General features: G+C 69.1%; 28 protein-coding genes and 1 tRNA gene. 13 read left to right on the top strand and 16 right to left on the bottom strand.

The genetic code is table 11. The features are described from left to right. Positions 1 to 462, bottom strand: a complete 462-nt coding sequence (locus DEJ34_RS02065; protein ID WP_110911173.1) for a hypothetical protein — start codon at positions 460 to 462, stop codon at positions 1 to 3. 143 nt (positions 463 to 605) lie between these two features. On the opposite strand from DEJ34_RS02065, the gene DEJ34_RS02060 reads away from it, so the two are divergent. After that, positions 606 to 1,346, top strand: coding sequence for an MBL fold metallo-hydrolase (locus tag DEJ34_RS02060; RefSeq protein ID WP_181420628.1), 741 nt, complete (start codon positions 606 to 608; stop codon positions 1,344 to 1,346). 9 nt (positions 1,347 to 1,355) lie between these two features. Here DEJ34_RS02060 and DEJ34_RS02055 read toward each other — a convergent pair whose 3' ends face one another. Genes DEJ34_RS02055 through DEJ34_RS02030 form a run of 6 tightly spaced genes read right to left on the bottom strand, consistent with a single transcriptional unit; the run spans position 1,356 to position 6,690 of the window. Next, positions 1,356 to 2,282, bottom strand: a complete 927-nt coding sequence (locus tag DEJ34_RS02055; protein WP_110901025.1) for a prenyltransferase — start codon at positions 2,280 to 2,282, stop codon at positions 1,356 to 1,358. Continuing rightward, on the bottom strand, positions 2,279 to 2,674 hold the full coding sequence (locus DEJ34_RS02050) for a lycopene cyclase domain-containing protein (RefSeq protein ID WP_110890657.1): 396 nt from the start codon (positions 2,672 to 2,674) through the stop codon (positions 2,279 to 2,281). Before DEJ34_RS02050 ends, DEJ34_RS02055 begins: the two co-directional genes overlap by 4 nt. Then, positions 2,671 to 3,048, bottom strand: a complete 378-nt coding sequence (locus DEJ34_RS02045; protein ID WP_110911174.1) for a lycopene cyclase domain-containing protein — start codon at positions 3,046 to 3,048, stop codon at positions 2,671 to 2,673. The genes DEJ34_RS02050 and DEJ34_RS02045 overlap by 4 nt, the downstream gene beginning before the upstream one ends. Next, positions 3,048 to 4,694, bottom strand: coding sequence for a phytoene desaturase family protein (gene crtI, locus DEJ34_RS02040; protein ID WP_258368304.1), 1,647 nt, complete (start codon positions 4,692 to 4,694; stop codon positions 3,048 to 3,050). Before crtI ends, DEJ34_RS02045 begins: the two co-directional genes overlap by 1 nt. Then, a complete protein-coding gene (locus DEJ34_RS02035) occupies positions 4,691 to 5,635 on the bottom strand; it encodes a phytoene/squalene synthase family protein (protein ID WP_110911176.1) in 945 nt (314 codons plus the stop codon). The genes crtI and DEJ34_RS02035 overlap by 4 nt, the downstream gene beginning before the upstream one ends. Continuing rightward, positions 5,632 to 6,690 (bottom strand): polyprenyl synthetase family protein, encoded by a 1,059-nt coding sequence (locus DEJ34_RS02030; RefSeq protein WP_110911177.1) that lies wholly within the window; start codon positions 6,688 to 6,690, stop codon positions 5,632 to 5,634. The genes DEJ34_RS02035 and DEJ34_RS02030 overlap by 4 nt, the downstream gene beginning before the upstream one ends. Positions 6,691 to 6,711: 21 nt before the next feature. On the opposite strand from DEJ34_RS02030, the gene idi reads away from it, so the two are divergent. The 5 genes from idi to DEJ34_RS02005 all read left to right on the top strand — a co-directional run bounded on the left by idi (position 6,712) and on the right by DEJ34_RS02005 (position 12,900). Beyond that, positions 6,712 to 7,251 carry an isopentenyl-diphosphate Delta-isomerase gene (gene idi / locus DEJ34_RS02025; RefSeq protein ID WP_110823279.1) on the top strand — a complete coding sequence of 180 codons (540 nt, stop codon included), beginning with the start codon at positions 6,712 to 6,714 and terminating at the stop codon, positions 7,249 to 7,251. Positions 7,252 to 7,485: 234 nt separating this feature from the next. After that, the gene (locus tag DEJ34_RS02020) at positions 7,486 to 8,505 is read left to right on the top strand and encodes a LacI family DNA-binding transcriptional regulator (protein WP_110823277.1); all 1,020 of its coding nucleotides are present in this window, start codon (positions 7,486 to 7,488) and stop codon (positions 8,503 to 8,505) included. Between the two features lie 356 nt (positions 8,506 to 8,861). Beyond that, on the top strand, positions 8,862 to 10,385 hold the full coding sequence (mmsA, locus tag DEJ34_RS02015) for a multiple monosaccharide ABC transporter ATP-binding protein (RefSeq protein ID WP_181419447.1): 1,524 nt from the start codon (positions 8,862 to 8,864) through the stop codon (positions 10,383 to 10,385). Beyond that, complete coding sequence (gene mmsB / locus DEJ34_RS02010) at positions 10,382 to 11,674, top strand: multiple monosaccharide ABC transporter permease (RefSeq protein WP_110823275.1); 1,293 nt, start codon at positions 10,382 to 10,384, stop codon at positions 11,672 to 11,674. Before mmsA ends, mmsB begins: the two co-directional genes overlap by 4 nt. 107 nt (positions 11,675 to 11,781) lie before the next feature. After that, positions 11,782 to 12,900, top strand: coding sequence for a substrate-binding domain-containing protein (locus DEJ34_RS02005; protein WP_110823273.1), 1,119 nt, complete (start codon positions 11,782 to 11,784; stop codon positions 12,898 to 12,900). Positions 12,901 to 13,133: 233 nt separating this feature from the next. On the opposite strand, the gene DEJ34_RS02000 is transcribed toward DEJ34_RS02005, so the two are convergent. Beyond that, positions 13,134 to 13,757, bottom strand: coding sequence for a class I SAM-dependent methyltransferase (locus DEJ34_RS02000; protein ID WP_110911178.1), 624 nt, complete (start codon positions 13,755 to 13,757; stop codon positions 13,134 to 13,136). Between the two features lie 2 nt (positions 13,758 to 13,759). Beyond that, complete coding sequence (locus tag DEJ34_RS01995) at positions 13,760 to 15,841, bottom strand: bifunctional copper resistance protein CopD/cytochrome c oxidase assembly protein (protein WP_110823269.1); 2,082 nt, start codon at positions 15,839 to 15,841, stop codon at positions 13,760 to 13,762. 120 nt (positions 15,842 to 15,961) lie between these two features. Between DEJ34_RS01995 and DEJ34_RS01990 the strand changes: the two genes are divergently transcribed. Beyond that, entirely contained in the window at positions 15,962 to 16,696 is a 735-nt protein-coding gene (locus DEJ34_RS01990; RefSeq protein ID WP_181420626.1) for a GAF and ANTAR domain-containing protein, read from the top strand. A gap of 19 nt (positions 16,697 to 16,715) precedes the next feature. On the opposite strand, the gene DEJ34_RS01985 is transcribed toward DEJ34_RS01990, so the two are convergent. Beyond that, the gene (locus tag DEJ34_RS01985) at positions 16,716 to 17,426 is read right to left on the bottom strand and encodes a GAF and ANTAR domain-containing protein (RefSeq protein ID WP_110911180.1); all 711 of its coding nucleotides are present in this window, start codon (positions 17,424 to 17,426) and stop codon (positions 16,716 to 16,718) included. Beyond that, complete coding sequence (locus DEJ34_RS01980) at positions 17,426 to 18,142, bottom strand: GAF and ANTAR domain-containing protein (RefSeq protein ID WP_181420625.1); 717 nt, start codon at positions 18,140 to 18,142, stop codon at positions 17,426 to 17,428. The genes DEJ34_RS01985 and DEJ34_RS01980 overlap by 1 nt, the downstream gene beginning before the upstream one ends. A 222-nt stretch (positions 18,143 to 18,364) precedes the next feature. Here DEJ34_RS01980 and DEJ34_RS01975 point away from each other — a divergent pair, with 222 nt between their 5' ends. Both DEJ34_RS01975 and dcd read left to right on the top strand, forming a co-directional pair. Further along, complete coding sequence (locus DEJ34_RS01975; protein WP_110911182.1) at positions 18,365 to 18,664, top strand: hypothetical protein; 300 nt, start codon at positions 18,365 to 18,367, stop codon at positions 18,662 to 18,664. A 31-nt stretch (positions 18,665 to 18,695) separates the two neighbouring features. Next, the gene (dcd, locus tag DEJ34_RS01970) at positions 18,696 to 19,274 is read left to right on the top strand and encodes a dCTP deaminase (protein ID WP_110911183.1); all 579 of its coding nucleotides are present in this window, start codon (positions 18,696 to 18,698) and stop codon (positions 19,272 to 19,274) included. A 510-nt stretch (positions 19,275 to 19,784) separates the two neighbouring features. Here the strand turns inward: dcd and DEJ34_RS01965 are convergent. From DEJ34_RS01965 to DEJ34_RS01950, 4 genes are all read right to left on the bottom strand, one after another. Beyond that, entirely contained in the window at positions 19,785 to 20,684 is a 900-nt protein-coding gene (locus DEJ34_RS01965; protein WP_146236902.1) for a hypothetical protein, read from the bottom strand. 804 nt (positions 20,685 to 21,488) lie between these two features. Next, a complete protein-coding gene (locus DEJ34_RS01960) occupies positions 21,489 to 21,929 on the bottom strand; it encodes a hypothetical protein (protein ID WP_146236903.1) in 441 nt (146 codons plus the stop codon). 248 nt (positions 21,930 to 22,177) lie between these two features. Then, complete coding sequence (locus DEJ34_RS01955; RefSeq protein WP_110890645.1) at positions 22,178 to 22,513, bottom strand: hypothetical protein; 336 nt, start codon at positions 22,511 to 22,513, stop codon at positions 22,178 to 22,180. Position 22,514: 1 nt separating this feature from the next. Then, positions 22,515 to 23,588 carry a DUF6177 family protein gene (locus DEJ34_RS01950; RefSeq protein WP_110911186.1) on the bottom strand — a complete coding sequence of 358 codons (1,074 nt, stop codon included), beginning with the start codon at positions 23,586 to 23,588 and terminating at the stop codon, positions 22,515 to 22,517. A 217-nt stretch (positions 23,589 to 23,805) separates the two neighbouring features. On the opposite strand from DEJ34_RS01950, the gene DEJ34_RS01945 reads away from it, so the two are divergent. Together DEJ34_RS01945 and DEJ34_RS01940 are read left to right on the top strand one after the other, a co-directional pair. Further along, positions 23,806 to 23,876, top strand: a tRNA-Gly gene (locus DEJ34_RS01945). 177 nt (positions 23,877 to 24,053) lie between these two features. Continuing rightward, positions 24,054 to 24,476 carry a hypothetical protein gene (locus tag DEJ34_RS01940; RefSeq protein WP_110911187.1) on the top strand — a complete coding sequence of 141 codons (423 nt, stop codon included), beginning with the start codon at positions 24,054 to 24,056 and terminating at the stop codon, positions 24,474 to 24,476. A gap of 26 nt (positions 24,477 to 24,502) precedes the next feature. Here DEJ34_RS01940 and DEJ34_RS01935 read toward each other — a convergent pair whose 3' ends face one another. After that, positions 24,503 to 25,033 (bottom strand): Rossmann-fold NAD(P)-binding domain-containing protein, encoded by a 531-nt coding sequence (locus DEJ34_RS01935; RefSeq protein ID WP_110911188.1) that lies wholly within the window; start codon positions 25,031 to 25,033, stop codon positions 24,503 to 24,505. A gap of 313 nt (positions 25,034 to 25,346) precedes the next feature. On the opposite strand from DEJ34_RS01935, the gene DEJ34_RS01930 reads away from it, so the two are divergent. Both DEJ34_RS01930 and DEJ34_RS01925 read left to right on the top strand, forming a co-directional pair. Then, positions 25,347 to 25,772, top strand: a complete 426-nt coding sequence (locus DEJ34_RS01930; RefSeq protein ID WP_110911189.1) for a DUF2087 domain-containing protein — start codon at positions 25,347 to 25,349, stop codon at positions 25,770 to 25,772. 91 nt (positions 25,773 to 25,863) lie between these two features. Further along, positions 25,864 to 25,995, top strand: a complete 132-nt coding sequence (locus DEJ34_RS01925) for a hypothetical protein (RefSeq protein ID WP_258368305.1) — start codon at positions 25,864 to 25,866, stop codon at positions 25,993 to 25,995. Positions 25,996 to 26,035: the final 40 nt, after the last annotated feature.

Below are 26,035 nucleotides of genomic sequence, written 5' to 3'. Positions count from 1 at the left end.
TCAGCCCTTCGCCGCCTTCTTCATCCGCTTGATCGACTTCCCCGCCCGCTTCGCGTCCTTCTTCTGACGCTTCTCGGCGGCTTCGCGCTCCTGGTACACCGGGTTGCCCGTCGGGTCCTTGCGTGCGAAGACGGGGACGCCCTTCGACTTGCCGTCCTTGCGGACCTTCACCGGCTTGAACACCGGCACGGGGGCGGGCTCGCGGAGCGCGGCGAGGCGACCGGCGGGGGTGTTCCCGATCCGGACGCCCACGACGATCGCCGCGACACCGGCCGCTGCGGTCATCGCGACCGCGACGAGGGGCGTCGGGTCGTGGCGCCAGCGCTGCTTGGTCTTCGCGACGGCCAGGCGCGTGCGCGCGGGCACGTCCGCCTTCTGCCGGATGCGGTCCACCGTCTCGGTGATCCGCTCCCGGGTGCGCACGTTCGCGAGCTCGAGCTCGGGGAGGGAGTCGTTGGGCATGCATCCTGAGTACACGCTCCGGACCGAGCGCACTCGCGGGACGCGCTCCGGTGGAGGTCCGGGCAGCGCACCGGTCGCTGCCGCCCATCCCCCGGCGCTGCTCCCGGCAACGCGTCCAGCGGCGTGGGCCTACCGTCCCCGTCATGCTGTTCCGGGACGTCGCAGAGGGCATCCACCGCCTCGAGCTCGCACACACCAACACCTACCTGGTCGAGACCGGGGACCGACTGCTCGTCGTCGACGCCGGGCTGCCCGCGGTCTGGCCGCACCTGCAGCTCGCCGTGCACGACCTCGGGTACGCCCCCGACCAGGTCGAGGCCCTGCTGCTCACGCACGGGCACTTCGACCACGTCGGCACGGCCGCCCGGATGCACCGCGACTGGGGCACCCCCGTGTACGTCCACCCGGGCGACCGGGACCTCGCCGCGCACCCGTACTCGTACCGGCCGGCGGTGAACCGGTTCGGCTTCGTGCTGACGCACCCGGGCGGACTGCGGCCCCTCGGACGGATGCTGCTGGCGGGTGCCGCGACGGTCGACGGCATCGACGAGGTCGAGCTCATGGAGTCCCGCGCCGAGACCCCGGGGAACCCCTGGATCATCGAGACGCCCGGTCACACGGACGGACACGTCGCGCTGCACTTCGCGGACCGGGACGCGGTCATCGTCGGGGACGCCCTCGTCACGCTCGACCCCTACACGGGCGGCATCGGTCCACGGATCGTCGCCCCGGCGGCGACGGCGGACGTCGACACCGCCGTGGCGTCGCTCGACCTGCTCGTCGACACCGAGGCCCGGCACGTGCTGCCCGGCCACGGCCCGTCGTGGTCCCGAGGCGTCCGCGCGGCTGTGGAGCAGGCTCGGCGGGTGTCCGGCGCGGCCTGACCCGCGGGGTCAGTGCGTGAAGGCGTACCCGATCAGGGCCAGGGTCACGACGGCCCCCGCGAGGTAGTTGAGCCACAGGAACCGCTTCCACCCCGCGTTCGCCGACTCGGCCTCGGCGTCGGTGACGTTCCACCACCGCAGCACGTTGAGCGCGTACGGCACGACGACGACCGCCGCGATCGGCCCGGGGAACGCCGAGAACAGCAGCGCCACCCCGGCCACCAGGTACATCGCGAACGCGAGGCGGACGGTCGCGCGCGCGCCGATGACGGTCGCCACGGAGCCGATCCCCCCGGCGCGGTCGGCGAGCACGTCCTGCACGGCACCGAACGCGTGCGAGGCGATCCCCCACAGGAAGAACGCGATGCACACCGCGACGAGGTGTCCGGTCCACTCGGGTCCGGCGAGCGCGAGTCCGTAGACCGCCGGGGACACGAAGTGCGTGGACGAGGTGATCGAGTCGAGGAACGGCCGCTCCTTGAAGCGCAGTCCCGGCGCGGAGTACGCGATGACCGCGAACACGCTGACCGCGAGCACGAGCCACGACCACGGTCCGTTCCCGCTGGCCGCGCCGAGCAGGACGAGCGCGACGAGGAACGGCACGTTCGTGACCACGACGGCCCACAGGGTCGCGCGGTGCACACTCCGGTCGAGCAGCGCTCCCTCGACCCCGCCCTTGCGCGGGTTGCGCAGGTCGGACTCGTAGTCGAACACGTCGTTGATGCCGTACATCGCCAGGTTGTACGGCACGAGGAAGTACACGACCCCGACGACGAACGCGAGCAGCGAGAAGCCGCCGCCACCCTCGACGCCGACCCCGCTGCCGAGCAGGTACGCGGCGCCGAACGGGTAGGCGGTGTTCACCCAGCTGATCGGTCGCGACGAGACGAACAGGGCTCGGAGGGTGGACGGTCTGGAGGCGCGGGGCACGGTCATGGGGCCTCCTCGGGGGAACGGGACGGCTGGGACGGGCGTTCCGACCGTACCGGTCGGTCGAGCAGGACCCAGCAGCTCGGCAGCAGCAGGACCGCCCCGATCGCGTAGGCGAGGTCCTCCACGGGGAAGAGCCCGACGCGGGCGCCGAGGACGAGCGCCCGGTCGTACGCGACGACGCCGAGCCCGACGATGACGTTGTTGAACACACACGTCATGACGACCAGGACGACGCCGGTGACGACGCCGCCGAGGACGGTAGACCGCCGGCTGCGCCCGGCACCGACCGTGCCGCGGCTCCGGCGCGCCGACACGACGCCGGCGGCGATCGCGGTCAGCACCGCCACCCCGAGGAACGGGACCGCGAGCAGGGCGTACGTCCCCGACCCGGTCACACCGGGCCTCCGCCCCGGGCATCGGGGACCGTGCCGGTGCCCTGTGCAGCCCGTCGCCGACGGAGGCGCTCGGCGACCGGGCGCACGGCTCCGAACAGGTCCATCGTCGTCCAGCACAGCAGGACCAGGAAGAAGAACTCCTCGAGCGGCACGTCCGGGGCGAGGAGCACACCCGTCAGCACGGGCGTCGTGCCGATGAAGAAGATCCCGAGGTGCACGCCGACGACGTCCCAGACCATGAAGAACGCGAGCCCGATGAGCATGACCACGGCGGCCCGGAGCGGCGCACGCCAGAAGAACAGCCGGTGGCGGGCGTCGAGCACCGCGACCCCGGCGATCGAGACGAGCAGGCCGGCCAGGTACAGCCCCGGCATCAGCCCGTCGTCCGGAGCGGCGGTGCGTCAGCCGACCGCGGGAGCGGGGTCGGCAACGGCTCGGTCGACGTGTCCCCGTGGATCCGCTTGAGCAGGACCTCGGCGCTGATGAGGCACATCGGGAGGCCGATGCCCGGGATCGTCGAGGCGCCGACGTAGTAGAGCCCGCCGACCTTCGTCGAGGCGTTCTTCTCGCGGAAGAACGCGCTCTGCGTCAGGGTGTGTGCGGGACCGAGCATCGAGCCGTTCCAGGCGTTCAGGTCGTCCGCGAAGTCCTGCGGGCCGATCGTCCGGCGCACCCGGATCCGGTCGCGCAGGTCCGGGACACCGGAGCGCTCGGCGATGACGTCGATCGCGCGGTCGGCGATGGCCTCGACCTGGGCGTCGCCGGCTCCGTCGATGCCGCCCTTGCCGATGGTGACGTCGGCGGGCAGCGGCACCAGGACGAACAGGTTGCTCTGCCCCTCCGGCGCGACCGAGTCGTCGGTGAGCGAGGGCGCACAGACGTAGATCGAGGCGGGGTCCGGGACGTGCCGGTCCTTCCCGAAGATCGCGCCGAAGTTCGCCTTCCAGTCCGCGGTGAACACCAGCGTGTGGTGCAGCAGCCCGGGGACCTCGCCCTCGACGCCGAGGTAGACGAGGACGGCCGAGGGACCGGGATCGCGCTTCTGCCAGTGCTCCGCGTCGTGCGTCCGGTGCTCCTGCTCGAGGAGTTCCATCTCGGTGTGCCGGAGGTCCGCCGCGCTGACGACGAGGTCGGCGTGCTCGACGTGCTCCGTGCCGTCCTGGTCGCGCCAGGCGACGCCGGTGGCCTGGCCGTCGTCGACCACGATGCGGGACACGGTGGCGCCGGTGGTGATCGTCGCGCCCTCGGCGCGTGCGACCCGCTCGACGGCGGAGATGAGCGCGCTGATGCCGCCCTTCGGGTAGAGCACCCCGTCGGCGAGGTCGAGGTGGCTCATCAGGTGGTACATGCTCGGCGCCGCGTACGGGCTCGTGCCGAGGAACACCGCCGGGTACCCGAGGATCTGCCACAGCCGTCGGTCCTGCACGGCGGACGCGGCGAACGAGGACAGCGGCTGGACGAGCAGGCGGGCGAGCTTCCCCAGCCGCTTCAGGACGTCGGGGGCGGCGAGCTTCGTGAGGTCCTGGAACGTCCCGTACAGGAACCGGCGCACGGCCATGTCGTACGTGTCGGCGGCGGAGTCGAGGTACTTGGCCATCCTCGCGCCGGCACCCGGCTCGATCGACTCGAACAGCGCGATGTTCTCCTCGCGCGAGGCCCGCAGGTCGATCGGCTCGTCGTGCCCCTCGGTGTAGACGCGGTACCCGGGGTCCAGCACCTGGAGGTCGAGCTGCTCGTCGGCACTCGTGTCGAGCAGCCGGAAGAAGTGGTCGAACACCTCGGGCATGAGGTACCAGCTCGGGCCGGTGTCGAACCGGAAGCCGTCCTGCTCCCACGAGCCGGCACGACCGCCGAGCTGGGTGCGCTGTTCGAGGACGGTCACGGCGAAGCCGTCCCGGGCGAGCAGGGCGGCGGCCGCCAGGCCGCTGATCCCGCCGCCGATGACGACGGCCCGTCGGACCGGCACGGCCCGTCCGGTGCTCGGTCCGGTCGTCGGACGGGAGGCAGGGGTCGGGCTCAAGACGAGCCTCCAGTCTGTGTCGTGGCGTGTGGTGCGGTGGCGGGTGGCGCGCTCCGGGCGGACAGCGTGCCCCGCCGGGCGAGGACCCGCGCGGCGAGGCGGGCCTTCACGGGGTTCGGGACGCGGACGCGGGAGGTGATGAGCCGCGCTGCCGGGGTCGCGGCGATGCGGTCGTTGAGCTCCTGGAACAGGGCGTGGGCGAGGGCGACCGCGGGGCGGGCGTCCTTCGGCAGGAGCGGCACGGTGCGGGCGGCGCGGTCCAGGTCGGCCTGGACGTCGGCGACGAGCCGGTCCTTCGTGGCCTCGTCGAAGCTGCGGACGTCGACGCCGGGGAAGTACGAGCGGCCGAGCACCTCGAAGTCCGCGTGCAGGTCGCGGAGGAAGTTGACCTTCTGGAACGCGGCCCCGAGGGCCCGGGCCCCGTCGACGAGCACGGCGTCGTCGAAGGTCGGTCGTCCGGCGCGGTACACGAAGGCGCGGAGGCACATCAGGCCGACGACCTCGGCCGATCCGTAGACGTAGGTGTCGAAGGACGCCTGGTCGTGCTCGGTCTGGTCGAGGTCCATCCGCATCGACGCGAAGAACGGGCGCGTGAGCTCGGGGCCGAAGCCGGTCGTCCGGGCGCTCCGGGCGAAGGCGTGCACGACGGGGTTCACCGAGAAGCCGAGGGCCATCGCACGCTCGGTGTCGGTCTCGAGCTCGTCGAGGACCGTGCGGGCGAGCTCGGGGTCGAGTCCCGCCTCGGTCGCGGGGCCGTCCACGACCTCGTCGGCGACGCGGACCAGCGCGTAGACGTTCCGGATGTGCTCGCGGGTGTCCTTCGTCAGCAGTCGGCTGGCGAGGCCGAACGACGTGGAGTACCGGCTGATGACCACGCTCGAGGCGGCCTCGGCGGTGGCGTCGTAGAGCGGCAGGCGGTCGGGGGTGGTGCTCGACGTCACCGGACGCGCTCCACGAGTTCGGTGACGAGTCCCTCGAGCCGGGCGCCGAGTTCGTCGGGCAGCGCGGCCAGCTCGGCGCGGGCCAGGGCGGTGTGCTCGCGGATGTGGTCGAGGGCTGCGTCCCGCGCACCGCACTCGACGAGGAGGGCGCGGAGACCGGCGGCCCGCTCCTCGGTGAGGTCCGGGTCGCCGAGGTAGGGCGCGAGGTCCGGCCAGCAGTCGGTCGTCGCCGCGTAGGCGATGAGCATGGTGCGCTTGCCCTCGCGGAGGTCACCGATCGCGGTCTTGCCGGTCGCGCCCTCGTTGCCGAAGACCCCGAGCAGGTCGTCGACGATCTGGTAGGCGATGCCGATCTCGCGGCCGAAGGCGCCGAGCGAGGCCACCACGGCCTCGGGCGCCCCGGCGAGCACGGCGCCGGACTGCAGCGGCGCCTCGAAGCTGTACACGCTCGTCTTGGCGCGTTCCATCTGGAGCACCTCGGCCACGGTCGGCATGACGCCGAGCGCGAGGTCGACGTCGGCCATCTCGCCGGCGGCACTGGCGAAGACGGCGTCGTCGAACAGGTCGAGCAGTCGGGACCGGCGCTCCCCGGTGACGCCGCTGGCCTCGATGAAGCGCGGGGCGGCGGCGAGCGCGAGGTCGCCCGCGATGACGGCCGCGCTCGTCCCACGGTGCTCGGCGGTCGGCAGCGGCAGCCCGCCGGTCGTCGCGGTGTCGCGGAAGGACCCGGCCACGTTCGGACGGCCGCGGCGGGACCAGTCGCGGTCGATGACGTCGTCGTGCACGACGAGCGCGGTGTGCAGCAACTCGTACGCGGCGGCGACGTGTGCGGCCGCGTGCTCGTCGTCACCGCCGAGGGCGGTGTACGAGGTGAGGACCATGCGCGGTCGGAAGCGCTTCCCGCCCATGCTCGCCTTGCGGAGCACGCGCCAGAGTTCCTCGGACGGTCGGCCGAAGGCCGCGGCCCGGGCGCTCGACGCCGTGAAGAAGTGCTCCAGGCACGCATCCACCAGCGCGAGGTCGATGTGCGCCACGGTGGCCGCTTCCTCGGTCATTGGCCTAATCTATCGAGGCAGATGAGCCTTTTCCCGGAAACCGTTGTCCTGCTCGACGAAGACCGTACCCCGATCGGTACCGCCGACAAGTTCACGGTGCACACAGACCACACGCCCCTCCACCTCGCGTTCAGCTGCCACGTGCAGAACGCGGCCGGGGACGTCCTCGTGACCCGTCGCGCCCTCGCCAAGAAGACGTGGCCCGGCGTGTGGACGAACTCGTTCTGCGGGCACCCCGGCCCGGACGAGTCGTTCGAGGACGCGATCGCCCGGCGGGCCGACCGCGAGCTCGGGCTCTCCGTGCACAGCGTCGAGCTGGTCCTGCCGGACTTCCGCTACCGCGCGGTCGACGCCTCCGGCATCGTGGAGAACGAGGTCTGCCCGGTGTTCCGTGCCGTGGCCGACGCCGATCCGCAGCCCGCGGACGACGAGGTGTCCGAGTGGGTGTGGCTGTCGGAGGAGAAGCTCCGCCAGGCCGTCACCGCCGCGCCCTTCGCGTTCAGCCCGTGGCTCGGGTGGCAGCTCGCCGAGCTGCCGCTCGACGCACTCGCCGGTCGGTAGCGCGTCGGCGGGCGCGACGCGCCCGGCCCACTGCCGGGAGGCCCTCCCCCGGCAGCTGACGCACCGGTCCCGACGGCGTCTCCGTCGGCTCCGTGACGGCGGTGCGCCGCGCCTCCCGTCCGGGGTCGCCCCTGCCTTCAGTCGGTGTGCATCCGCGCGCCGTGCATAATGATCTGGCTCGGGATGTGAACGTGCACATGGGCGTGCTGCGGGCCCGAGCGGGAGAGAGCAGCAATGGCGACCACGCGGGCAGAGCAGCCGCGGTCCCCCAGCATCCGTGACGTCGCGCGGGTCGCGGGCGTCTCGCACCAGACCGTGTCGCGGGTGCTGAACAACTCGGACGCGATCCGTGCCGAGACCCGTGACCGGGTCCGCGCCGCCATGGAGGAGCTGCAGTACCGGCCGAACCGTGCCGCCCGCGCCCTCGTGACCAGCAGGACGCGGACGATCGGTGTCCTCACCGCGCAGCGCGCCCACTACGGGCCGACCGTGACCCTGCAGGCCATCGAGGACGCCGCGGTCCTGCGCGGGTACTCCGTCACGACCGCCAACATCGCGGAACCGACCGATGCGGCGGTGCGCGACGGGCTCGGTCACCTGCTCGACCAGGACGTCGAGGGCATCGTCGTCATCGCTCCGCAACAGCGGGTGTTCGACCTCATCGAGGAGCTCGGCGTGCGCACCCCGTACGTGACGATGCGCTCGAGCGTCGGCGAGGACCCGACCGCCCTCTGGGTCGACCAGATGGAGGGCGCCCGGCTGGCGACCGCGCACCTGCTCGACCTCGGCCACGAGTACGTGCGGCACATCGCCGGCCCGCAGGACTGGATCGAAGCGGACGCCCGGATGCAGGGGTTCCTGCGCGAGATGTCCGACCGGGACAAGCCGGTGCAGCCCCCGGTCCTCGGCGACTGGACGGCGGACTTCGGCTACCACGCCGGACGGGAACTGCTCCGCTACCGGGACTGCACGGCGGTGTTCTGCTCGAACGACGCGATGGCGCTCGGCGTCATGCACGCCGCCCGCTCCTACGGCCTCGACGTCCCGGGCGACCTATCCGTGGTCGGGTACGACGACATCCCGGAGGCGAAGCACTTCTGGCCGCCGCTGACCACCGTGCAGGTGGACTTCGCCGAGCTCGGGCGCCGGAGCGTGGACATCCTGCTGCCGAGCGGGGACGACCTGCTGCGCCCGATCGACATCGTCCCGCAACTCGTCGTCCGTGGATCGACCGGGGCTCCGCGCCACCGCTGAACCGGTCGGTCTGTCCCCAGCCCGAGGGGCGTCCGAGCCACTGCGCGCGGAAGTGCCCGCAGCGTTACCGAATCGCGACCCGTCCGAATTGACAGCCCGGGCGAGCCTGTGCGTAGGATTACCTCCGTTCCTCGATGTGACCGTTCACATGGCCCGTCACACGGGGGACACCGGACGCGACAACGAAGTCCGCACGCACCCTCGTGCCCTTCGGATGCCGCAGCTGTTCCACCGAAGGACTGCCGCATCGCAGCGGCAGAAGGAGATGCACCGTGGCGTCAACCCCACAGGGTCACGACCCGATCGAGAGCGGGCTCGAGACCCGTTCGATCACCGCTCCCGAGACGATCCTCGAGATGCGTTCCATCACCAAGGAGTTCCCTGGTGTGAAGGCGCTCTCCGACGTCTCGCTGAGCGTCCGAGCCGGCGAGATCCACGCGATCTGCGGCGAGAACGGCGCTGGCAAGTCCACGCTGATGAAGGTGCTGTCGGGCGTGTACCCGTACGGCACGTACGAGGGCGAGATCGTCTACGAGGGCGAGGAAGTCCGCTTCTCGAACATCAAGCAGTCCGAGCAGGCCGGCATCGTCATCATCCACCAGGAGCTGGCGTTGATCCCGGAGCTCTCCATCACGGAGAACCTGTTCCTCGGCAACGAGCCGGGCCGCTTCGGTCGCATCGACTGGACCGCCGCGCAGCTCCGCGCGCAGGACCTGCTCGCCCGCGTCGGCCTGGCCGACGACCCGGACACGCAGATCAAGAACATCGGTGTCGGCAAGCAGCAGCTGGTGGAGATCGCCAAGGCCCTGCACAAGGACGTCAAGCTCCTCATCCTCGACGAGCCGACCGCCGCGCTGAACGAGAACGACTCCCAGCACCTCCTCGACCTCATCGTCGGGTTGAAGGCCAAGGGCATCTCGAGCATCATCATCAGCCACAAGCTCAACGAGATCGAGCAGATCGCCGACGAGATCACGATCATCCGCGACGGCAAGACCATCGAGACGCTCAACGTCAAGGCGGACGGCGTCAACGAGGACCGCATCATCCGCGGCATGGTCGGTCGGTCGCTCGAGTCGCGCTTCCCGGACCGCACCCCGAAGATCGGCGAGACGTTCTTCGAGGTCCGGAACTGGACCGTGCAGCACCCGCTCGACGCGTCGCGCCTGGTCTGCAAGGGCTCGAACTTCCACGTCCGCCGGGGCGAGATCGTCGGCTTCGCCGGCCTGATGGGTGCCGGCCGCACCGAGCTGGCGATGAGCCTGTTCGGTCGCTCGTACGGCACCTGGCTCGACGGGCAGATCATCAAGGACGGCCGCGAGATCAAGGTCACGAACGTCCAGCAGGCCATCGACAACGGCCTCGGCTACGTGTCGGAGGACCGCAAGGCCCTCGGCCTCAACCTGCTCGACACCGTCAAGCGCTCGACCGTCGCCGCCGACCTGAAGAAGATCTCCAAGGGCGGGGTCGTCGACTCCCTCGAGGAGTACTCGGTCGCCGAGAAGTACCGGAAGATGCTCCGCACGAAGGTGCCCTCGGTCGAGGACAACGTCGGCAAGCTCTCCGGCGGCAACCAGCAGAAGGTCGTCCTGTCGAAGTGGATGTTCACCGACCCGGACATCCTCATCCTCGACGAACCCACCCGCGGCATCGACGTGGGTGCGAAGTTCGAGATCTACGGGATCATCCAGCAGCTCGCGGCCGAGGGCAAGGGCATCATCCTCATCTCGTCCGAGCTCCCCGAACTCCTCGGTCTCTCCGACCGGATCTACACCATCTTCGAGGGGCAGATCACCGCTGACCTCCCGGCCGACCAGGCCGATCCAGAAACGCTCATGCGCAGCATGACGTCCGCGCGGAAGGGCGCCACCGTCTCATGAACAACCTGAAACTGCTCTTCGGCAAGGGCAACAGCATCGGCCAGTACGGCATGATCATCGCGCTCGTCGTGCTGCTCATCCTGTTCTCGATCACGACCCAGGGGCTCATCCTCGAGCCCACCAACGTGATCAACCTGTTCCTGCAGTACTCCTACATCCTCATCCTCGCGCTGGGGATGGTCATGGTGATCATCGCCGGCCACATCGACCTGTCGGTCGGTTCGGTCGCGGCGGTCGTCGGCATCGTCGTGGCGCAGTCCATGGCGGTCTGGCACTTCCCGGTCTGGGCGGCGATCGTCCTCGGGCTCGCCATCGGCGCGCTGATCGGTGCGTGGCAGGGCTTCTGGGTGGCGTTCGTGAAGGTCCCGGCCTTCATCGTGACCCTCGCCGGTCAGCTCATCTTCCGTGGTGCGAACCAGATCATCGGTTCGTCCACCTCGGTCCCCGTCCCGGACGCGTACACCCCGATCGGCGCCGGCTTCCTCGGTGACTTCGGTCCCGACTTCGGTTTCAGCAACGGAACGCTCATCATCGGGCTCGCGACGATCGCCGCGCTGATCATCATCGAGGCCCGTGGCCGTGCCCGCCGCAAGAAGATGCACGCCGACGTCCCGCCGCTGTGGGTCTCGATCGTCCGCACGGGCATCCTCGTCGCCGTCACGCTCTTCGCGACCTACCTGTTCGCCGCCGGCCCGGTCGGCACCTCGGTCCCGATCGTCGCGATCATCCTCGGCGTCCTGACCATCGTCTACGGCTTCGTCACGAAGAACACGATCTTCGGCCGCCAGGTCTACGCCGTCGGTGGCAACGCCAACGCCGCGGTCCTGTCCGGTGTCTCCGCGAAGAAGGTCAACTTCTTCGTCATGATGAACATGTCGGTCCTCGCCGCGATCGCCGGTATGGTCTTCGTCGCCTACTCGGGCGCCTCGGGCCCTGCGGACGGCACCGGCTGGGAGCTCGACGCGATCGCCGCCGTGTTCGTCGGTGGTGCCGCCGTCGCCGGTGGTGTCGGCACGATCTCCGGCTCGATCATCGGTGGTCTCGTCATGGCGCTGCTGTCGAACGGCCTGCAGCTCATGGGCCTCGAGTCGAACCGCGTCCAGATCATCCGCGGTCTCGTCCTGCTCGTCGCCGTCGCCTTCGACGTGTACTCGAAGTCGCAGGGCCGCCCGTCGCTGATCGGCGGCATGATGCGGCAGTTCCAGCGCAAGGACACCGAAGACAACACGATCGGTGCGCAGCAGCCGCGCTCGATCGAGGACCAGCCTGAGAAGGTCACCCTCCCCTAGCTCGGGAATCCCGGCGGTCGGGTGACCGGCCGCCGGGACACCCGGTACGACCCATCCACCACAGCGGGGCCCCGGCCCCACCTCCTCAACGAAGAGAAAGCAATCACATGCGCAAGAAGATCGTCGCCGGCGTCAGCCTGGCGCTCATCGCGGGCCTCGCCCTCAGCGGCTGCTCGGCCCGTGGCAACACGGAGGGCTCCGACTCGGGTTCGGGCTCCGGCTCCAGCTCGACCATCAAGAAGGGCGACCTCATCGGCGTCGCCCTCCCGGCGAAGACCTCGCAGAACTGGGTGCTCGCGGGCGCCGCGTTCAAGAAGTCGATCGAGGAAGCCGGCTTCAAGGCCGACATCCAGTACGCCAACGCCGGCAGCCCGGTCCCGGACCAGCAGTCGCAGATCTCCGGCATGGTCACCAAGGGTGCCAAGGCCGTCATCATCGGTGCCGCCGACGGTTCGCAGCTCGGCTCGCAGGTGAAGGCCGCCAAGGCCGCCGGTGCGACCGTCATCGCCTGGGACCGCAACATCCTGAACACCGAGAACGTCGACTACTACGTCGCGTTCAACAACTTCAAGGTGGGCCAGCTCCAGGCGCAGGCGCTCCTCAAGGGCCTCGAGGAGAAGAAGGGCGACAAGCCGTACAACGTCGAGATCTTCGCCGGTTCGCCGGACGACGCCAACGCCACCGTGTTCTTCAACGGTGCGATGGACGTCCTGCAGCCGAAGATCGACGACGGCACGCTGAAGGTCACCTCGGGCCAGACCACCTTCCAGAAGGTCGCCACCCAGGGCTGGCTCGCGCAGAAGGCCCAGTCGCGCATGACGGACCTCCTGGCCCAGTACTACACGGGTGACACCGAGCTCGACGGCGTCCTCTCCCCGAACGACACCCTGGCCCGCGCCATCCTCACCGCGACCAAGGCTGCCGGCAAGGACAACCCCGTCGTGACCGGTCAGGACTCCGAGACCGCGTCGATCCCGCTCATCATGCAGGGCACGCAGTACTCGACCATCTACAAGAACACCACCGACGAGGCCCAGGCCGCGATCGACCTGGTGTCCGACCTGGCCGACGGCAAGAAGCCGGAGACCGTGAAGGACAAGAACAACGACAACGGCAAGAAGATCGTCCCCACCGTCGAGCTGACCCCGGTCCTCGTCACCAAGGACAACGCCGTCGAGGCCTACAAGAACGACGCGACGCTCTCCGAGCTCGCCAAGAAGGGCTGAGCCTCTCCGCTCCAGCAGAAGGGCCCCGTCGCGTCAGCGACGGGGCCCTTCCTCGTTCCCGGTCGCGCCGACGCGTTCCTGCACCCTCCTGGAGGCCCGTCCCGCGCCTCCAGGCCGGTCCGCCTCGGTGGTCCCTGTGCCGGTAGCGTGTCCCCCGCCGGTCCTCCGCACCGGCCTGGAGGCCCGACCCGCGCCCCTCCGCACCGGCCCGGTCCGGCGTCCGGTCGCGTCGGTCAGCGCACCGCGAGCAGCGCGCCGTGCGGGCGGGGACCTGGCGTCGTCGCCACTGTCCGGGTGTGGACCTCGAGCACCGTGAAGCCCGCGGCGCGGACCGCGTCGGCCAGTGCGTCGGGCGGCCAGCGGTACGCGGTCGTCACCGCGTGGTCGAACCGCTCCACGCGGTCGCCGGTGAAGAACCCGACGAGCAGCCCGCCGCCCGGTCGGAGGACCCGCGCGGCCTCCGACAGCGGCCGAGCGATGCTCACCGGGTCGTGGTGGACGAGCGAGTACCAGGCGAGCACCCCGGCGAAGTGCCCGTCCTCGGCTGGCACGTCGTCGACGCTGCCCAGGTGGAACCGAGCGGACGGATGGGTCCGCCGCGCGTGCTCGACGAACGCCGGCACCTGGTCCAGTCCGACGACGTCGAGCCCCCGGTCGGCGAGGTGGCCGCTCCAGTGGCCGGGGCCGCACCCGGCGTCGAGCACGGGGCCGCCGAGCCCCGCCGCCCACGTGGTGACGAGGTGGACGTCGGCAGGGTGCACCGACCCCATGGACCCGAGCTGCTCGGTGTACTCGCCTGCGCGCCGTCCGTACGCGTCACGGACGGCGCCGCTGTCGGCCCCCGAGCCGGTGGACATGCTCAGTCGCGCCGCTGCATCGCCGACAGCCGCTCGTTGTACGCGTCGAGCTCGGCGTCGCCGTCTCGCTCCGCCTGGCGGTCCTTCCGCTTGGCGGTGCGCTCGTCCGACCGCACCCAGTTGCGTACGACGATGAGCACGACGAACACCATCGGCAGCTCGGAGGCGCCCCACGCGATGCCGCCGCCGGTGTGCTGGTCGTCGAGCAGTGCCGCGTCGTTCGTCTGTCCGAGGGCGTGGAACCAGTCGATCGCGTACACCGACTGCGACGTCATCACCGCGACGCCGAAGAACGCATGGAAGGCCAGGGTCGCGAGCAGGGCGATGATGAGGATCGGGTACTGCGGGCGCTGGGGGCCCGGGTCGATGCCGACGAACACCCAGAAGAACAGGTACCCGCTCAGGACGAAGTGCACGATCATCACGATGTGCCACTCGTGGGACTGCATCGCGTACTCGAACGCCGGCGTGAAGTAGAACACGACGAGGGACCCGGCGAAGACCACCCCGGCGACGGCGGGCTTCGCGAGGAACTGCATCCACCGCGAGTGCACGAAGAGCATGAGCCATTCACGGGCACCGCGGGAGCCGTCGTTGCGCACCGGCAGGGTCCGCAACGCGAGGAGCACCGGACCGCCGAGCACGAGCGGCAGCGGGACGAACATCATGAGCAGCATGTGCTGCACCATGTGCGACGAGAAGTGGATCATGCCGTAGACGGCCGGTCCCCCGGAGGTCGTCCAGATGAACACGGCGCAACCGACGAGCCAGGCGATGGTGCGGCCGACCGGCCAGGAGTCACCGCGCTGCTTGAGCTTGCGGACGCTCCACAGGTACCAGCCGGCGCCGACCAGGGCGAGCGCGAGCCACATCCAGTCGATGTGCCAGTGCGACAGGTAGGTCTGCATCGTCTGCTCGGGCGGGTACGGGTACCCGATGAGCCCGGAGCGGGTGTCGGCCCCGGTCTCCGGCGTCTGCGGGATCGGCGGCTGGCTGCGGGCGACGGCGACCGAGACGCCGATCGCGACGGCCATGAACACGATCTCGGCCAGGGCGAAGCGGACGAACAGCCGGCGGTCGGTCGGGGCGCGGAGCAGCCCGGGCACGAGCTTGCGGCGCTGCACGACCCCGGCGATCCCGAGGAGCACGAGGATCGCGGCCTTCGTCGTGATGAGCCAGCCGTAGGGCGTCGTGACGAGGTCGAGCGGCCCGGTCAGCCGGAGCTGCGCGTTGACGATGCCGGAGAACGCCACAGCCGCGAAGGCCCACCCGGCGAGCGTGGAGTACCGCGCGACGACCCGTCCGGTGGCGCCCTTCGTCCGGACACGCAGGAGCACGACGGCGACGAGTCCACCGGCCCAGACGCACACGCCGAGCAGGTGGACGGCGAGCGAGTTGACGGCGTTCGCGTGCTCGAGCGAGCCGGCGGCGTGGCCGGAGAGCGCGAGCGGCAGCAGGGCGAACAGCGCGGCGACCGTGGCGACGGCGAGGGTCGTGGCCCTGGTGGCGAACGCGGCGACGAGCGTGGCGATGAGCACGGCCGCGGCCGAGACGACGAGCGACTGCCCGATCTCCACCTGGAACGCGAAGAGCAGGAAGTTGCGGGCGAAGACGGGGCTCGTCAGCGGGACGCCGAGGGTGTTCGCCCCGGTCAGGACGATCCCGGCGACGGCGGCGAGGAACCAGACCGACCCGGAGACCGCCGCCCACCGAGCGGCCCGGTGCTGCACGGAGGACATCGCCCCGTGGTCGGCCTTCTGCGCGGGCAGCGCGAACGCGGCAACGATGAGCAGACCGACGGTCAGCGCGGCGACCCCGTCGTGCACACCACGGGCGGCGACGAGACCGAACTGCACGACGTCACCCGCGGAGACGAGCTGCTGGTTCGCGGTGAACGCCCCGGTGATCGTCATCCCGAGGAGCGCACACGCCACGACGAGCGGCAGGGCGATCACGAGGACGGTCGCGACGGTGGACGTGCGGGTGGTGACGGGCGCGGTCTCCGGTGCCGGGCCTCCCGGTCGGGAGGCGGTGTCCGGACGACCTGCGGCGTCGGGGTGGGGCTGGGGTGACGTGACGGCCATACCTGTCTCGGGTCGGTTCCGTCCGCGGTCCGCGGACCCTCCATCGTAGGCGCGCGGGTCTGGACGCGCGAGGGCAGGATGCTGCGCGGCGTCCCGGGCCGCCCCCGTACGCTCGGGCGGGTGACGACGACGACAGAGTTCGACGACCAGGACCGGTTCGACCACGTGCTCGGCGCGGTCGCCGCCGTGCTGGACCCGTCGCTCGACGTCCTCGACGCCATGACCCGGGCGGTGGACGCATGCGTGCGGTGGACCGGGTCCGCCGAGGCGGGGATCGTCCTGGCCGACCGGTCCGGCGTCCTGAACGTGATCGCCTCGACGAGCGAGCGGGGCATCGACGCCGAGGAAGCCCAGCTCGGCACGAACGAGGGGTCCTGTCTGGACTGCTACCGGACCGGCGGGACGATCGACGTCCCGGACGTCTCCACGAAGGCCGCGGAATGGCCGACCTTCGTCCAGACCATGAGCGACCGCGGACTGATCGGCACCTTCGCCGAGCCCATCCGGCTGCGGACCGCGACCATCGGGTGCCTGTGCGTCTTCGCGGACCACGACCGGGGACACGACGACCAGGACGTCGTGATGATCCAGTTGCTCGCCGACGCGGCCTCCGCGGCTCTGGCACGCCACCGCGCGCAGGGGACGCAACGGACGCTCGACGAGCAGATCGCGGACGCCCTGGAGGCCCGGGTGCTGCTCGAACAGGCCAAGGGCGCGTTGGCGTACCGGCGGGACGTCCAGATCGACGAGGCCTTCCGGGTCCTCCGGGACGGCGCCGTGCGCACCGGCCGCGGTCTGCGCGACGTCGCCGCGGACGTCATCCAGCACGGGGCCGACCTGCGCGAGCTCGCCTGACGGTCGGCCCCGGTCATCCTCAGATCGAGACGGTCCGCTCGACGACCTGCCGCGCGGTCTCCGCGAGCGGCACCTGGTGGGACCGCGCGTAGGACCGGAGCATCCCGAACGCCTGGTCCATGTCGACCTCGTGCGTCTGCGCGAGGAACCCCTTGGCCTGCTCGATGACCACCCGGCTGTCGAGCGCCCGCTGGAGCTGGTCGCGCGCGATGCTGGCCCGCTCGAGTCCGCGCTGCTGCAGGATGCTGATGGTCGCGACGTCCGTCAGCGCCTGGGCGGCGACGATGTCCTCGTCGCCCAGCGCACCCGGCCGCTCGCGGTAGAGGTTCATCGAGCCGAGCGTTTCGTCCCGCAGACGGAGCGGGATGGCGTGCACCGACGCGTACCCGAACCGCTCCGACGCCGCTGCGAATGCTGGCCACCGTCGGCGCAACTCGGCGGTGCTGCCCACGGTGACGACCCGGCCGGTGCGGTAGGCCTCGACGCAGGGACCTTCGCCGGCGTCGAGCTGCATGACGCCGACGAGGTTGCTCCGCTCGCTGGTCGACGCGACCAACTCGAGTTCGTCGGTCCGGGTCGCGAGCATGATGCCGGCCGCGGTGACGTCGAACAGGTCCGCTGCCTTCCCCACCAGCATCTGGAGCAGTTCGATGACGTCGTAGTCGTCGACGAGGGTGTCGGCGAGGGTGACGAACGTGTCGACGAGGCGTTGCTCTCTGCTCTGCGTCATCAGCGGTCTTCTTTCCGTGCGGGGTCGTTTGTGCGTGGGTCTCGGAAGTCGATGCGCCGCTCGATGACGGCTTCGGCGATGGCGCGGAGGGGCTGCCCGTCCGCGAAGGCGCGTGCACGGAGGACCAGCAGCGCGTTCTCCGGAGTGAGGCCCAGCTGGGCGACCACCATGCCGGTCGCCTGGTGCACGTGACGCCCGGACGAATGCGTGACGGAGACGGCGGAGGTGGCGATGCCGCCTTCGAGGTCACGCGTCGTCGTGTACAGGACACGGAGCGCGGCCAGCCCGGCGAGCAGCTTCGCCTCGGAGAGCTCAGCGGGTGCGAGCGGCTGGGTCTCGAGTCGGTACAGCGTGACGGCGCCGATGTCGAAGGTGCCGACGGCGAGCGGGAACGAGAGCAGCCCGGCCCATCCCGTCGCCCGCAGGGCCGCACGGGTGGACGGCCATTCGTCGTCGGTCGTCTCGCTCAGGTCGTAGGCGAGGACGGGAGCCCCACTGCGCAGCGCCGACCAACCCGGACCCTCGCCGAGGAGCACCTGCTGTTCGTCCGACTCCGCGGCTCGCGGATCCGAGGCGGCGATCACGGCGCTGCCGAAGGGCCGACCGAGCGTGGAGAGCGCGGCGCCGGCCACCGGGAGGACGTCGACGAACGCACCCGCCAGGGCGTCGTCGTCGCCACCCTGGAGGCGACGGGCCGCGTCGGTGAAGGAAGTCATCGTCGGCCCCGGGCGAGGGAGCCCGTGAAGGTGGTGGTGGTCATGGATATCAGCGCTCCTGCGAGAAGTGGCCGCAGCGCGGGGGCTGGGTGCTGAAGCGGACACCTTCAGCCTAGTCGCGCGGACTCCACCCACTCCGAGGTGCGCTCGGTTAGCGTTCCGGTAGCCCCAGACCCCGGCCGCTCGATCCATCAGATCCATGGCGAACAGCTGGAGCATCCTGTGCGCACATCACGTCGTCCCCCGTCCGCCGCGCGTCCCGTCCTCCGGCGCGCGAGCCTCCGTCGCACCGGCCGTGCTCGCCTGCGCCGCGTCGCCGTCCGCCTGGTCGGGGCAGTCGTCGGCCGCAGCGGGGCCGTACCGGACCAGGACCGCTGCCCGCGGACGCTGCACGGGCACCGCTGCCAGCTCCGTGAGGGCCACCCCGACTTCCACGCGGTCGACGACGGCTCGATCCGGATGCGCTGGCACGACCGCACCCTGCCCACCGACGACTGGGTCCTCGACGCCTTCGAGTCCTGACGGGGCACGGGCCGACGACTAGGCTTCCAGCGTGCTGCTCTCCGACCGCGACATCGCCGCTCAGCTCGACCAGGGCCGGATCGGCCTCGACCCGTACGACGCCTCGCTCGTGCAGCCGTCGAGCATCGACGTGCGGCTCGACAAGTACTTCCGGCTGTTCGACAACCACAAGTACCCGCACATCGACCCCGCCGAGGACCAGCCCGAGCTCACCCGCCTGGTCGAGACCGACCCGGACGAGGCGTTCGTCCTGCACCCGGGTGAGTTCGTGCTCGGGTCGACGTTCGAGGTGGTCTCGCTGCCGGACGACATCGCCGCACGACTCGAGGGCAAGAGCTCGCTCGGCCGACTGGGCCTCCTGACCCACTCGACGGCGGGCTTCATCGACCCGGGCTTCTCCGGACACGTGACCCTGGAGTTGTCGAACGTCGCGACCCTGCCCATCAAGCTGTGGCCCGGGATGAAGATCGGGCAGCTCTGCTTCTTCCAGCTGTCGAGCCCGGCCGAGAAGCCGTACGGATCCGCCGAGTACCAGTCGCGGTACCAGGGACAGCGCGGGCCGACTCCGTCGCGTTCAGCGCTGAACTTCCACCGGACCGATCTCACTTAGGGAATGCTCAAGATCCGAACCGCTGGAAGCGCCCGCGCAACTGGATATAGGTCACCCTCGAGCGCGCGAACGTCCCATCGCGTCGCTCGAGGCTAGTTCGACGTGGACTCAGAAACGCCTTCAGGTCCGCCCTACTCGAGTGCCCGGCCTTGGGGATAACAACGCTCGTCCACCGAGCGAGCGCAGACCACCCACACACCCGCTGACGGCGCTTGAATAGACGCATGAACGACGAGTGGACACTTGGCATTTTGACCTGCATCTGCTTACAACAGATGCGACTCGAAGCACAAGGATGGCGGTGTATTGACTGCGACATTTTTGTACTAGCGGAAAATGCGGCCGCTTTCGCTCGGCAACGAAATCAGCATGTCACAACGCAAGAACCATACACCGACTTCGCGGCCTACTCAGCCCTGAGCCCGCTTGAAGATATGCCAAACTGAAAGCGCCACTGGCGGCCTCGTCACGAGGCCTAGCTGCCAGCAGGCAAGCCTCGCAACGACTCCGCTATCCAATAGCGTCTGGCGTCAACTTCGGAGCAGTCTGCACACGCTCCTGAAGCGCGCGCTTGGCGCGCCTGTACCGCTCTTCAAGCTCATCCATAGCCGCGTTGATGATCTCAACCCGCCGCGCCGACCATGCGGCCGCATCAGCAACGTAGAGACTATTGATACGCGGTACAAGAGAAAAAGCGAGGAACAAAGCCGCAGTCAGCATCTTCTCCTCGGTACCCATGACGTCTGGAAGATGAATATCGCTGGACTGGATGGTGAAGCCACCGTCGACATGAAGCTTCAACGCGAAGGCGCGGCGCTCCGCTCCAATAGCCTGAATGAAGGCAATCTCAATCGGTCCAAGAGTATCTGCCTCCGCAACCGCAGTGAGGAAGTTAGGCCGCGAGAAATCGACACCGGCGCGGAGATCCGCAGTGCGCGCCGAAGCGTCGCGACCGCTAATTCCCGAGACCGCGTCGAGAATGAGGTCTGGCGCGAGCTGGTCACGATCTCGCTGCTGAACCGTAAGCCAAAGGAAGATGTCGGGATCTTCGAGCTGCAGATGCGAGGACCGGCGATCGATCTTGATGGTCGCGTCGGCACCTTGCAGGAGGCGCTGAAGATCGGCTAATACACCGTCGCGACGGTGCAGTACCGTTCGATTACGACTCGACACAAGGATACCAAAATGCTTATCACCCACTTCGGTCACCACAACATCGATCGCATCTAGCCGTCGGATTGTTCGAGGATCAAGACCAATTTGCTCGCTCAATCCCGCAGGCAATGGTGCCCAAAAGTAAAACCGCGCCTGAAGCATCCTTGGGAGATCTCCAGCCGCTTGAATCAACTCGGGGTCTGAAACCGGAGGTGCGGCATTGACACCCCCGAGATTTGAATGCGAGTTCTCCATGCTCGCCCACCCTGGCCTCAACGTCTGCAAGTTAGGCCTGTTCTGCATCATGCGCTCCCGAAGCTCCTCGAGCGTCATTGCGGTTCGTGTCATAAGGGGCAGCACGCCGACACTGGCGCGGCTCATCGTGGGCAAGTTATCTCCGGATCACGCGGACAGACTGGACATTCGAATCCCGCCTCCAAAACAGGAGTAGGAGCCGGACAATCAGCCTATCGTGAGTAAATACATAATCGACATTGTACTCAATATTGTCGAGTGGGTGTGGCGACTCCCAACGCATGTCAGCTTCGTGCCACTGTCCGGATCGCCGGGGTGCCCGACCTAGGTCGACAACGAAGCCATGGCTCGCGTTCACCGCCACAACGGAAGGAACATTAGCAGGTTCCGACGATCTCTCAACTACAGGTCGCAACGACGACTGATCAAGACGGACCTCCAACCGTACGTCCGCGTGACAAACCATCCGTAGTAGCACATAGCTAACCCAGCCGCTGTCTCTGCTCAGAATTCGCAACTCGACAGCCTGAGTCGCAAGCGTCGTCCTGCTCATCTTGACAACCAGTTGCGACGTAGGCGTTATAGGGTCGCCTTTGACCTCCCAATGAAGTTGCACACCAGGCCTGCCTAAAACGATCTGTAGCAGAATCTCGAGCACCAGCGCAGCGACAAGTGCGCCGACAAAGTACCTCCACACCGGATCCCAGCCAGGTAGATACTTGCTGGTCCAAGGATCGACGGCCACGACACCCCAGGCGACGACTGCTACTTTAAGCGCCTCAATTGTCGCAAGTTTGAACGGGTTCACGTCAGCCGAAGGTCCTGCCAGGCTGATTGAAGGAAGGCTTCCGCTTCCCAGGTCGCCGCTGTATCGATGTAGCCACCTCGCCTTATCGACATACGACGCTGAGAATTTGCAGATTGCAACTCTACGCCCACAATGTAGAGACCGTCAAACTCCTCTTGCATTGCTCCGATCAGCTCCCTCGTATCGTAGCGATGCAATAGTTCAATCATCTGCTCAGAGATGACTCGCTCCTCTTGCGGCTCTAGCGGCGATAGATAGGGGTCTGCTATACGAAATTGAAGTATCTTGTACCCATTTTTGAGAGCGAAGCCCCCTAAACGGATGATGTCCTGGGTGCCAAGATGCAGGGCGCTCGCATCGAAACGCCCGAGGCTCTCCGCAGGCGCGAAGAGTAGCGGCATATCGCTGCTGCTACCCAGTGCCATGCGTTTCATCACGTCGCCATTCTGCATCATGTCTCGGACATTCGGTTCGGCGAGTTGAGACCTGGAGGCAATGGACGTGGGCTGATCTCTACAGTGAGAGCGCCATCACCTTCGCCTGGACACGCTCTCCGTGAGACACACCACCCCTGCCGAAGTGCACAAATCATGGCCGATCCGCCGGCGGGAGTCGGTCACGTCATCGAGCCGCGGTCTGATCAGCTGATTCCCGGCAGCATCAGTTCGCGCTACGAGCGGCTGCGTCAGTCCCCGTGCACGATGCACACCGCATCGAGGTCGAGCGATGCCTCGAGGGCCGCGGTGACCCCGGCCTCGCCGTCCGCGCCCAGCGGGGTGACGGTGTCGACCCACCACAGCGGGACGGACATCGCCGGGGCGTCCGGCAGGAGTCGGGTGACCTCGTCCAGGGAGTCGACCCGACGGACCCCGAGCACCGTGATGACCGGGTGGGTCGCGTCGCGGCAGACCTGCGTCATCGGGCCGTCGTCGAGGGCACGGACGCCCCAGGAGTCGTCGTGCAGGAGCAGGGCTTCGGCCACGTCGCGGACCTCGACCGGACCACGACAGAGCAGGGTCACCTCACGCGGCACCCTGCGACCCCTGCCCGCCGTGCTGCATGGCGTGCGCCCCGAGGGCGCCGTCGTCGTGGGCCGGGTCGAGCGGGGCCCCGCCGACGAGTTGCAGGAAGCGGTCCTCGTCGATGCGGTCGAGGAACGACTCGAGTGCGACCCAGCCGTCCTCGAAGCGGACGACGAGCCCCTCGCCGACCTCGCCGGCGAAGGTCTCGGTCGTGGTGCGGACGGGCGGCCATTCGCCGCGGCGGTCGAGGAATCGGGTGGCCTCGGGGCCGACGATCACCGCGAGCGGCTCCGGCTCGCCGTACGAGACGGCGCGGACCAGGTGGTCGGCGTCCCCGCGGCGCTGCATGACCACGCCGAACACCGGCTCGACGTCGCTCGCGACGCGGTGCACGGCGTCCAGCAGACGACCGGCGAGCCCGGGGTCGGTACCGCCCTCGGGCACCGTGAGCACCGCGGACATCGTCTCGACGACGACCCCGTCGGTCAGGTGCGCTGTCATCGTCGCGGAGATGCCGTCGCCGACGGCGTAGGAGGTGCTGATGCCCGGTGACTCGTGCTTCGCGTACTGCGTGACGACCCAGCGGTCCCAGGCAGAGGTGAGCGGCTCGGAGGTCCCCCACCGTGTCGGGCAGGTGTCGACGGCGGCGCAGAGTGCCTCGATCGCGGAACCGATGTCCACCGACCGCTCGTCGTGGTGGCGGAGCGTGAGGTCGATGCTGATCTGCCGGACCGAGCCGAGGGCCTCCCGGTGCTCCGGAGACGGATCGCCGAGCAGTTCCGGTCCGTGCTCCACGAAGTCCTCGATGCCGGCGGCGGGCACGCCGGTGCGCCCGTCGCGGAGCTCGCCGTCCGGCCCGCGGACTGCCCATGCGGCACCGTGGGTGCCGAGCGCGTGCCGGAGGGCGGGGGTGAGCGCAGCCTCCGGACCGGTCCTGAGGACGACCGTGCGACCGGAGCCGGACGCACGGCGGAGCAGCGAGTCGAAGGACTCGGTCAGCCAGACGACCGGGGCGCTCGAGTCCACGATGATGGCCGGTCCGACCACGTCGTCGATGAGGGGATGCCTGACCATCCGGTTCCTCCTCGGTTCGGTCGTGCTGACACTCGCTTGATCTCCCTGGACGGTACACACGGCGTCCGGGAGTGTCCGTGGAGGACGGCGGCTCACAGCGGAGAGACAGGGGCGGCCGGGAGGCGCGGATCACGTCCGGCCCGCGGCTCGCGGGAGCGCTCGGCTGGCATCCAGCGGATCATCCGCTAGGCTGGTGCGGTCCCGTTCGACGGGATGCGCGAGTGTAGTTCAATGGTAGAACTCCAGCTTCCCAAGCTGGTAGCGCGGGTTCGATTCCCGTCACTCGCTCCGTTTTTCGATCAGAGTCGCAGCTCAGCGCGGTCGTTCCTCTCTCGATTCAGCTGAGACTCTCCCCCACCCCCGTTGGCTTCCGAGCGGAACTGCTCCCTGTTGACTCCCGGGACGTACGATCTCCATGCCGAGGCCAGGGTGACGGGGGGGGGTGCAATGGCGACAGGACGCCGGGTGGGCATCGCGACACTGGTGGCGGTGCTGTCGGTCGTGTTGACCGGGTGCGCGGTCCCGGCACAGCCTGCACCCCAGGACTACACCGGCACCTGGCGACTCCAGGGGGAGGACGGCGACCGCGCCGCCGAGTTCACCGTCTCGGCGGACCGGACGTACACGGCGCGCAACTTCCCCGTCGATCTCGCGTGCCGGTCCGGGAACGCCGCGACGAGCCCTCCGGGTTGCGCGGACGGCCGGTACCCGACGAGCTTCTCCGGACATTGGCAGCCGGGAGAGGGGAGCTCACCCGGGGTCCGCCTCTATTACGCCGACAGGTTCGTGCGCCAGGGCTACGCGAGCAACGGCGGACTTGGTTTCTTCGTCCGGACACTCGATGCCCCTCGTCCGGACTACCTCTTCATCCGTGCATCCTCGGAGTGACCGGAGTCTCGCTGAGCCGACGACCGTCACTGGACGGTCTGCTGCACGCGCTGCCGTCGGTCGAGCTCGGCGAGCATGGTCTCCGTGTTGCGGAGCACTCTCGGAGTGGTGACGACGGTGACGATGAGCATGGCGAGGAACAAGACCGCGCCGACCCAGAACAGCGGCTGGCTGGTGACCGCGAGCCAGATGGCGAGGGCGGTCATCGGCAGGTACAGCAGCGGCGCCGCCCATCGGAACGGCCGGTGCTGCCGCTGATGGTGCTCCACCGCGCGCCGCCATTCCTCCAGGTCCACGTCCGCCGGAACGGTGCCGCGGCGGACGGCCCGGCCGAAGTCGGGTCGCCGTGCTGCCCCGCCGTACCCGCGTCGTGTCCGCCCGAGCCACAACCCCATCCCGACGCCGTACCCTGCGCCGGCGACAGCGGAAGCGAGCGCTCGAGCTCCGACGCCGAGTTCCGGTGTGGTGATGAACGTGAACGCGAACCACAGCGCGGCGAACAGGACCGCCATGATGACTCCGACGATCCACGTCGGCAACTGCTTCGTCCACCCCATGACCGACAGCTTGGCACGACCACCCGGGGCTCTGCCTTACGCGGAAGAGGCGGAGCGACCGCGGACCGTGTGCGGACCAAGACCCCGCTCAGGAGGTGGCGGGGTGTCCGCCCCCGGTCCTCAGCGCGGTTCCGTTCCTGCCGACGGGCAGAGAAGGCGGAGCCGACTTGATCTCGTGAGTTGCACGACGACCCGTTCGCGCGATGGAGGTGTCGTCGGGCGCAACCGCAGTTCATCTCGCTGCCGCGACTCGGCATCGCAAGGCACCCCCTCGGTATCGTCGCTGCACCCAGGCAACGAAGGAGGACTCGACGTGAGTACGCACTCCGCGCTCCGGCGCGCACGACAGGTGGTCGCGGCCACGATGAAGCCGACAATCCCGGCGGACCGATTCGACTGGGTCGGAGCCGACGGCACGGTCGACACCGGCCTGCTCCGGGAGACGAAGGAGGCGATCGAGCTCCTCCTCACCGACCGCGCGGTCCTGCATGTCGGACGGATCAGGGACCTGCCGATCGAGGCAGGCGGACGCCAGGAGCTCTCGAGCGCGATCGTCCGCACCGTCTTCGACCGACTCCCGGCCCGGCGGAGCATCTCCGAGGAGACCTTGAACGCCGCCCTCGCTATGTTCGTCGAGGACGTCGCGCTCGTCCGCCGAGACGCGGTCGACACCGGCGTGGTCACACGCTCGGCAGATGGTTCGTCGTACAGTCTTCAAGCTCCACAAGCGAAATCTTGACATTTTGCACTGCAGTTCTGTGTGTCGATAGGTTCTCCTCCATCGATGGCTCGATCGGGGCCATGGATTCACCCAGAGAGAGGAAGAGCACATGCACTCGAACCTGTTCAGCGCCACGGAACGCAACGTGGGGGCCACCCGTCAGGCTGGCGGCTACGGGCCCGGCGTCGCGATCCAGGTCCCGGCGTCGAGCGCCGTGACTCGGACGACCGACGCTCACTGATTGCTTCCGAGAAGAGCCCCGTGGAGGACCGCGGGGCTCT

The organism is Curtobacterium sp. MCPF17_050 (genome assembly GCF_003224435.2).
Taxonomy (GTDB): domain Bacteria; phylum Actinomycetota; class Actinomycetes; order Actinomycetales; family Microbacteriaceae; genus Curtobacterium.
The sequence above is the reverse complement of the archived record's forward strand: the minus strand, read 5'-3'. Positions and strand labels throughout refer to the sequence as shown.

Excerpts from the sequence above, each read along its gene's own strand:
- DEJ34_RS02065 (WP_110911173.1), bottom strand. The coding sequence starts at position 462 with ATGCCCAACGACTCCCTCCCCGAGCTCGAGCTCGCGAACGTGCGCACC.
- DEJ34_RS02060 (WP_181420628.1), top strand. The coding sequence starts at position 606 with ATGCTGTTCCGGGACGTCGCAGAGGGCATCCACCGCCTCGAGCTCGCA.
- DEJ34_RS02055 (WP_110901025.1), bottom strand. The coding sequence starts at position 2,282 with ATGACCGTGCCCCGCGCCTCCAGACCGTCCACCCTCCGAGCCCTGTTC.
- DEJ34_RS02045 (WP_110911174.1), bottom strand. The coding sequence starts at position 3,048 with ATGCCGGGGCTGTACCTGGCCGGCCTGCTCGTCTCGATCGCCGGGGTC.
- DEJ34_RS02030 (WP_110911177.1), bottom strand. The coding sequence starts at position 6,690 with ATGACCGAGGAAGCGGCCACCGTGGCGCACATCGACCTCGCGCTGGTG.
- idi (WP_110823279.1), top strand. The coding sequence starts at position 6,712 with ATGAGCCTTTTCCCGGAAACCGTTGTCCTGCTCGACGAAGACCGTACC.
- DEJ34_RS02020 (WP_110823277.1), top strand. The coding sequence starts at position 7,486 with ATGGCGACCACGCGGGCAGAGCAGCCGCGGTCCCCCAGCATCCGTGAC.
- mmsA (WP_181419447.1), top strand. The coding sequence starts at position 8,862 with ATGCGTTCCATCACCAAGGAGTTCCCTGGTGTGAAGGCGCTCTCCGAC.
- mmsB (WP_110823275.1), top strand. The coding sequence starts at position 10,382 with ATGAACAACCTGAAACTGCTCTTCGGCAAGGGCAACAGCATCGGCCAG.
- DEJ34_RS02005 (WP_110823273.1), top strand. The coding sequence starts at position 11,782 with ATGCGCAAGAAGATCGTCGCCGGCGTCAGCCTGGCGCTCATCGCGGGC.
- DEJ34_RS02000 (WP_110911178.1), bottom strand. The coding sequence starts at position 13,757 with ATGTCCACCGGCTCGGGGGCCGACAGCGGCGCCGTCCGTGACGCGTAC.
- DEJ34_RS01995 (WP_110823269.1), bottom strand. The coding sequence starts at position 15,841 with ATGGCCGTCACGTCACCCCAGCCCCACCCCGACGCCGCAGGTCGTCCG.
- DEJ34_RS01985 (WP_110911180.1), bottom strand. The coding sequence starts at position 17,426 with ATGACGCAGAGCAGAGAGCAACGCCTCGTCGACACGTTCGTCACCCTC.
- DEJ34_RS01980 (WP_181420625.1), bottom strand. The coding sequence starts at position 18,142 with ATGACTTCCTTCACCGACGCGGCCCGTCGCCTCCAGGGTGGCGACGAC.
- DEJ34_RS01965 (WP_146236902.1), bottom strand. The coding sequence starts at position 20,684 with ATGGAGAACTCGCATTCAAATCTCGGGGGTGTCAATGCCGCACCTCCG.
- DEJ34_RS01950 (WP_110911186.1), bottom strand. The coding sequence starts at position 23,588 with ATGGTCAGGCATCCCCTCATCGACGACGTGGTCGGACCGGCCATCATC.
- DEJ34_RS01935 (WP_110911188.1), bottom strand. The coding sequence starts at position 25,033 with ATGGGGTGGACGAAGCAGTTGCCGACGTGGATCGTCGGAGTCATCATG.
- DEJ34_RS01925 (WP_258368305.1), top strand. The coding sequence starts at position 25,864 with ATGCACTCGAACCTGTTCAGCGCCACGGAACGCAACGTGGGGGCCACC.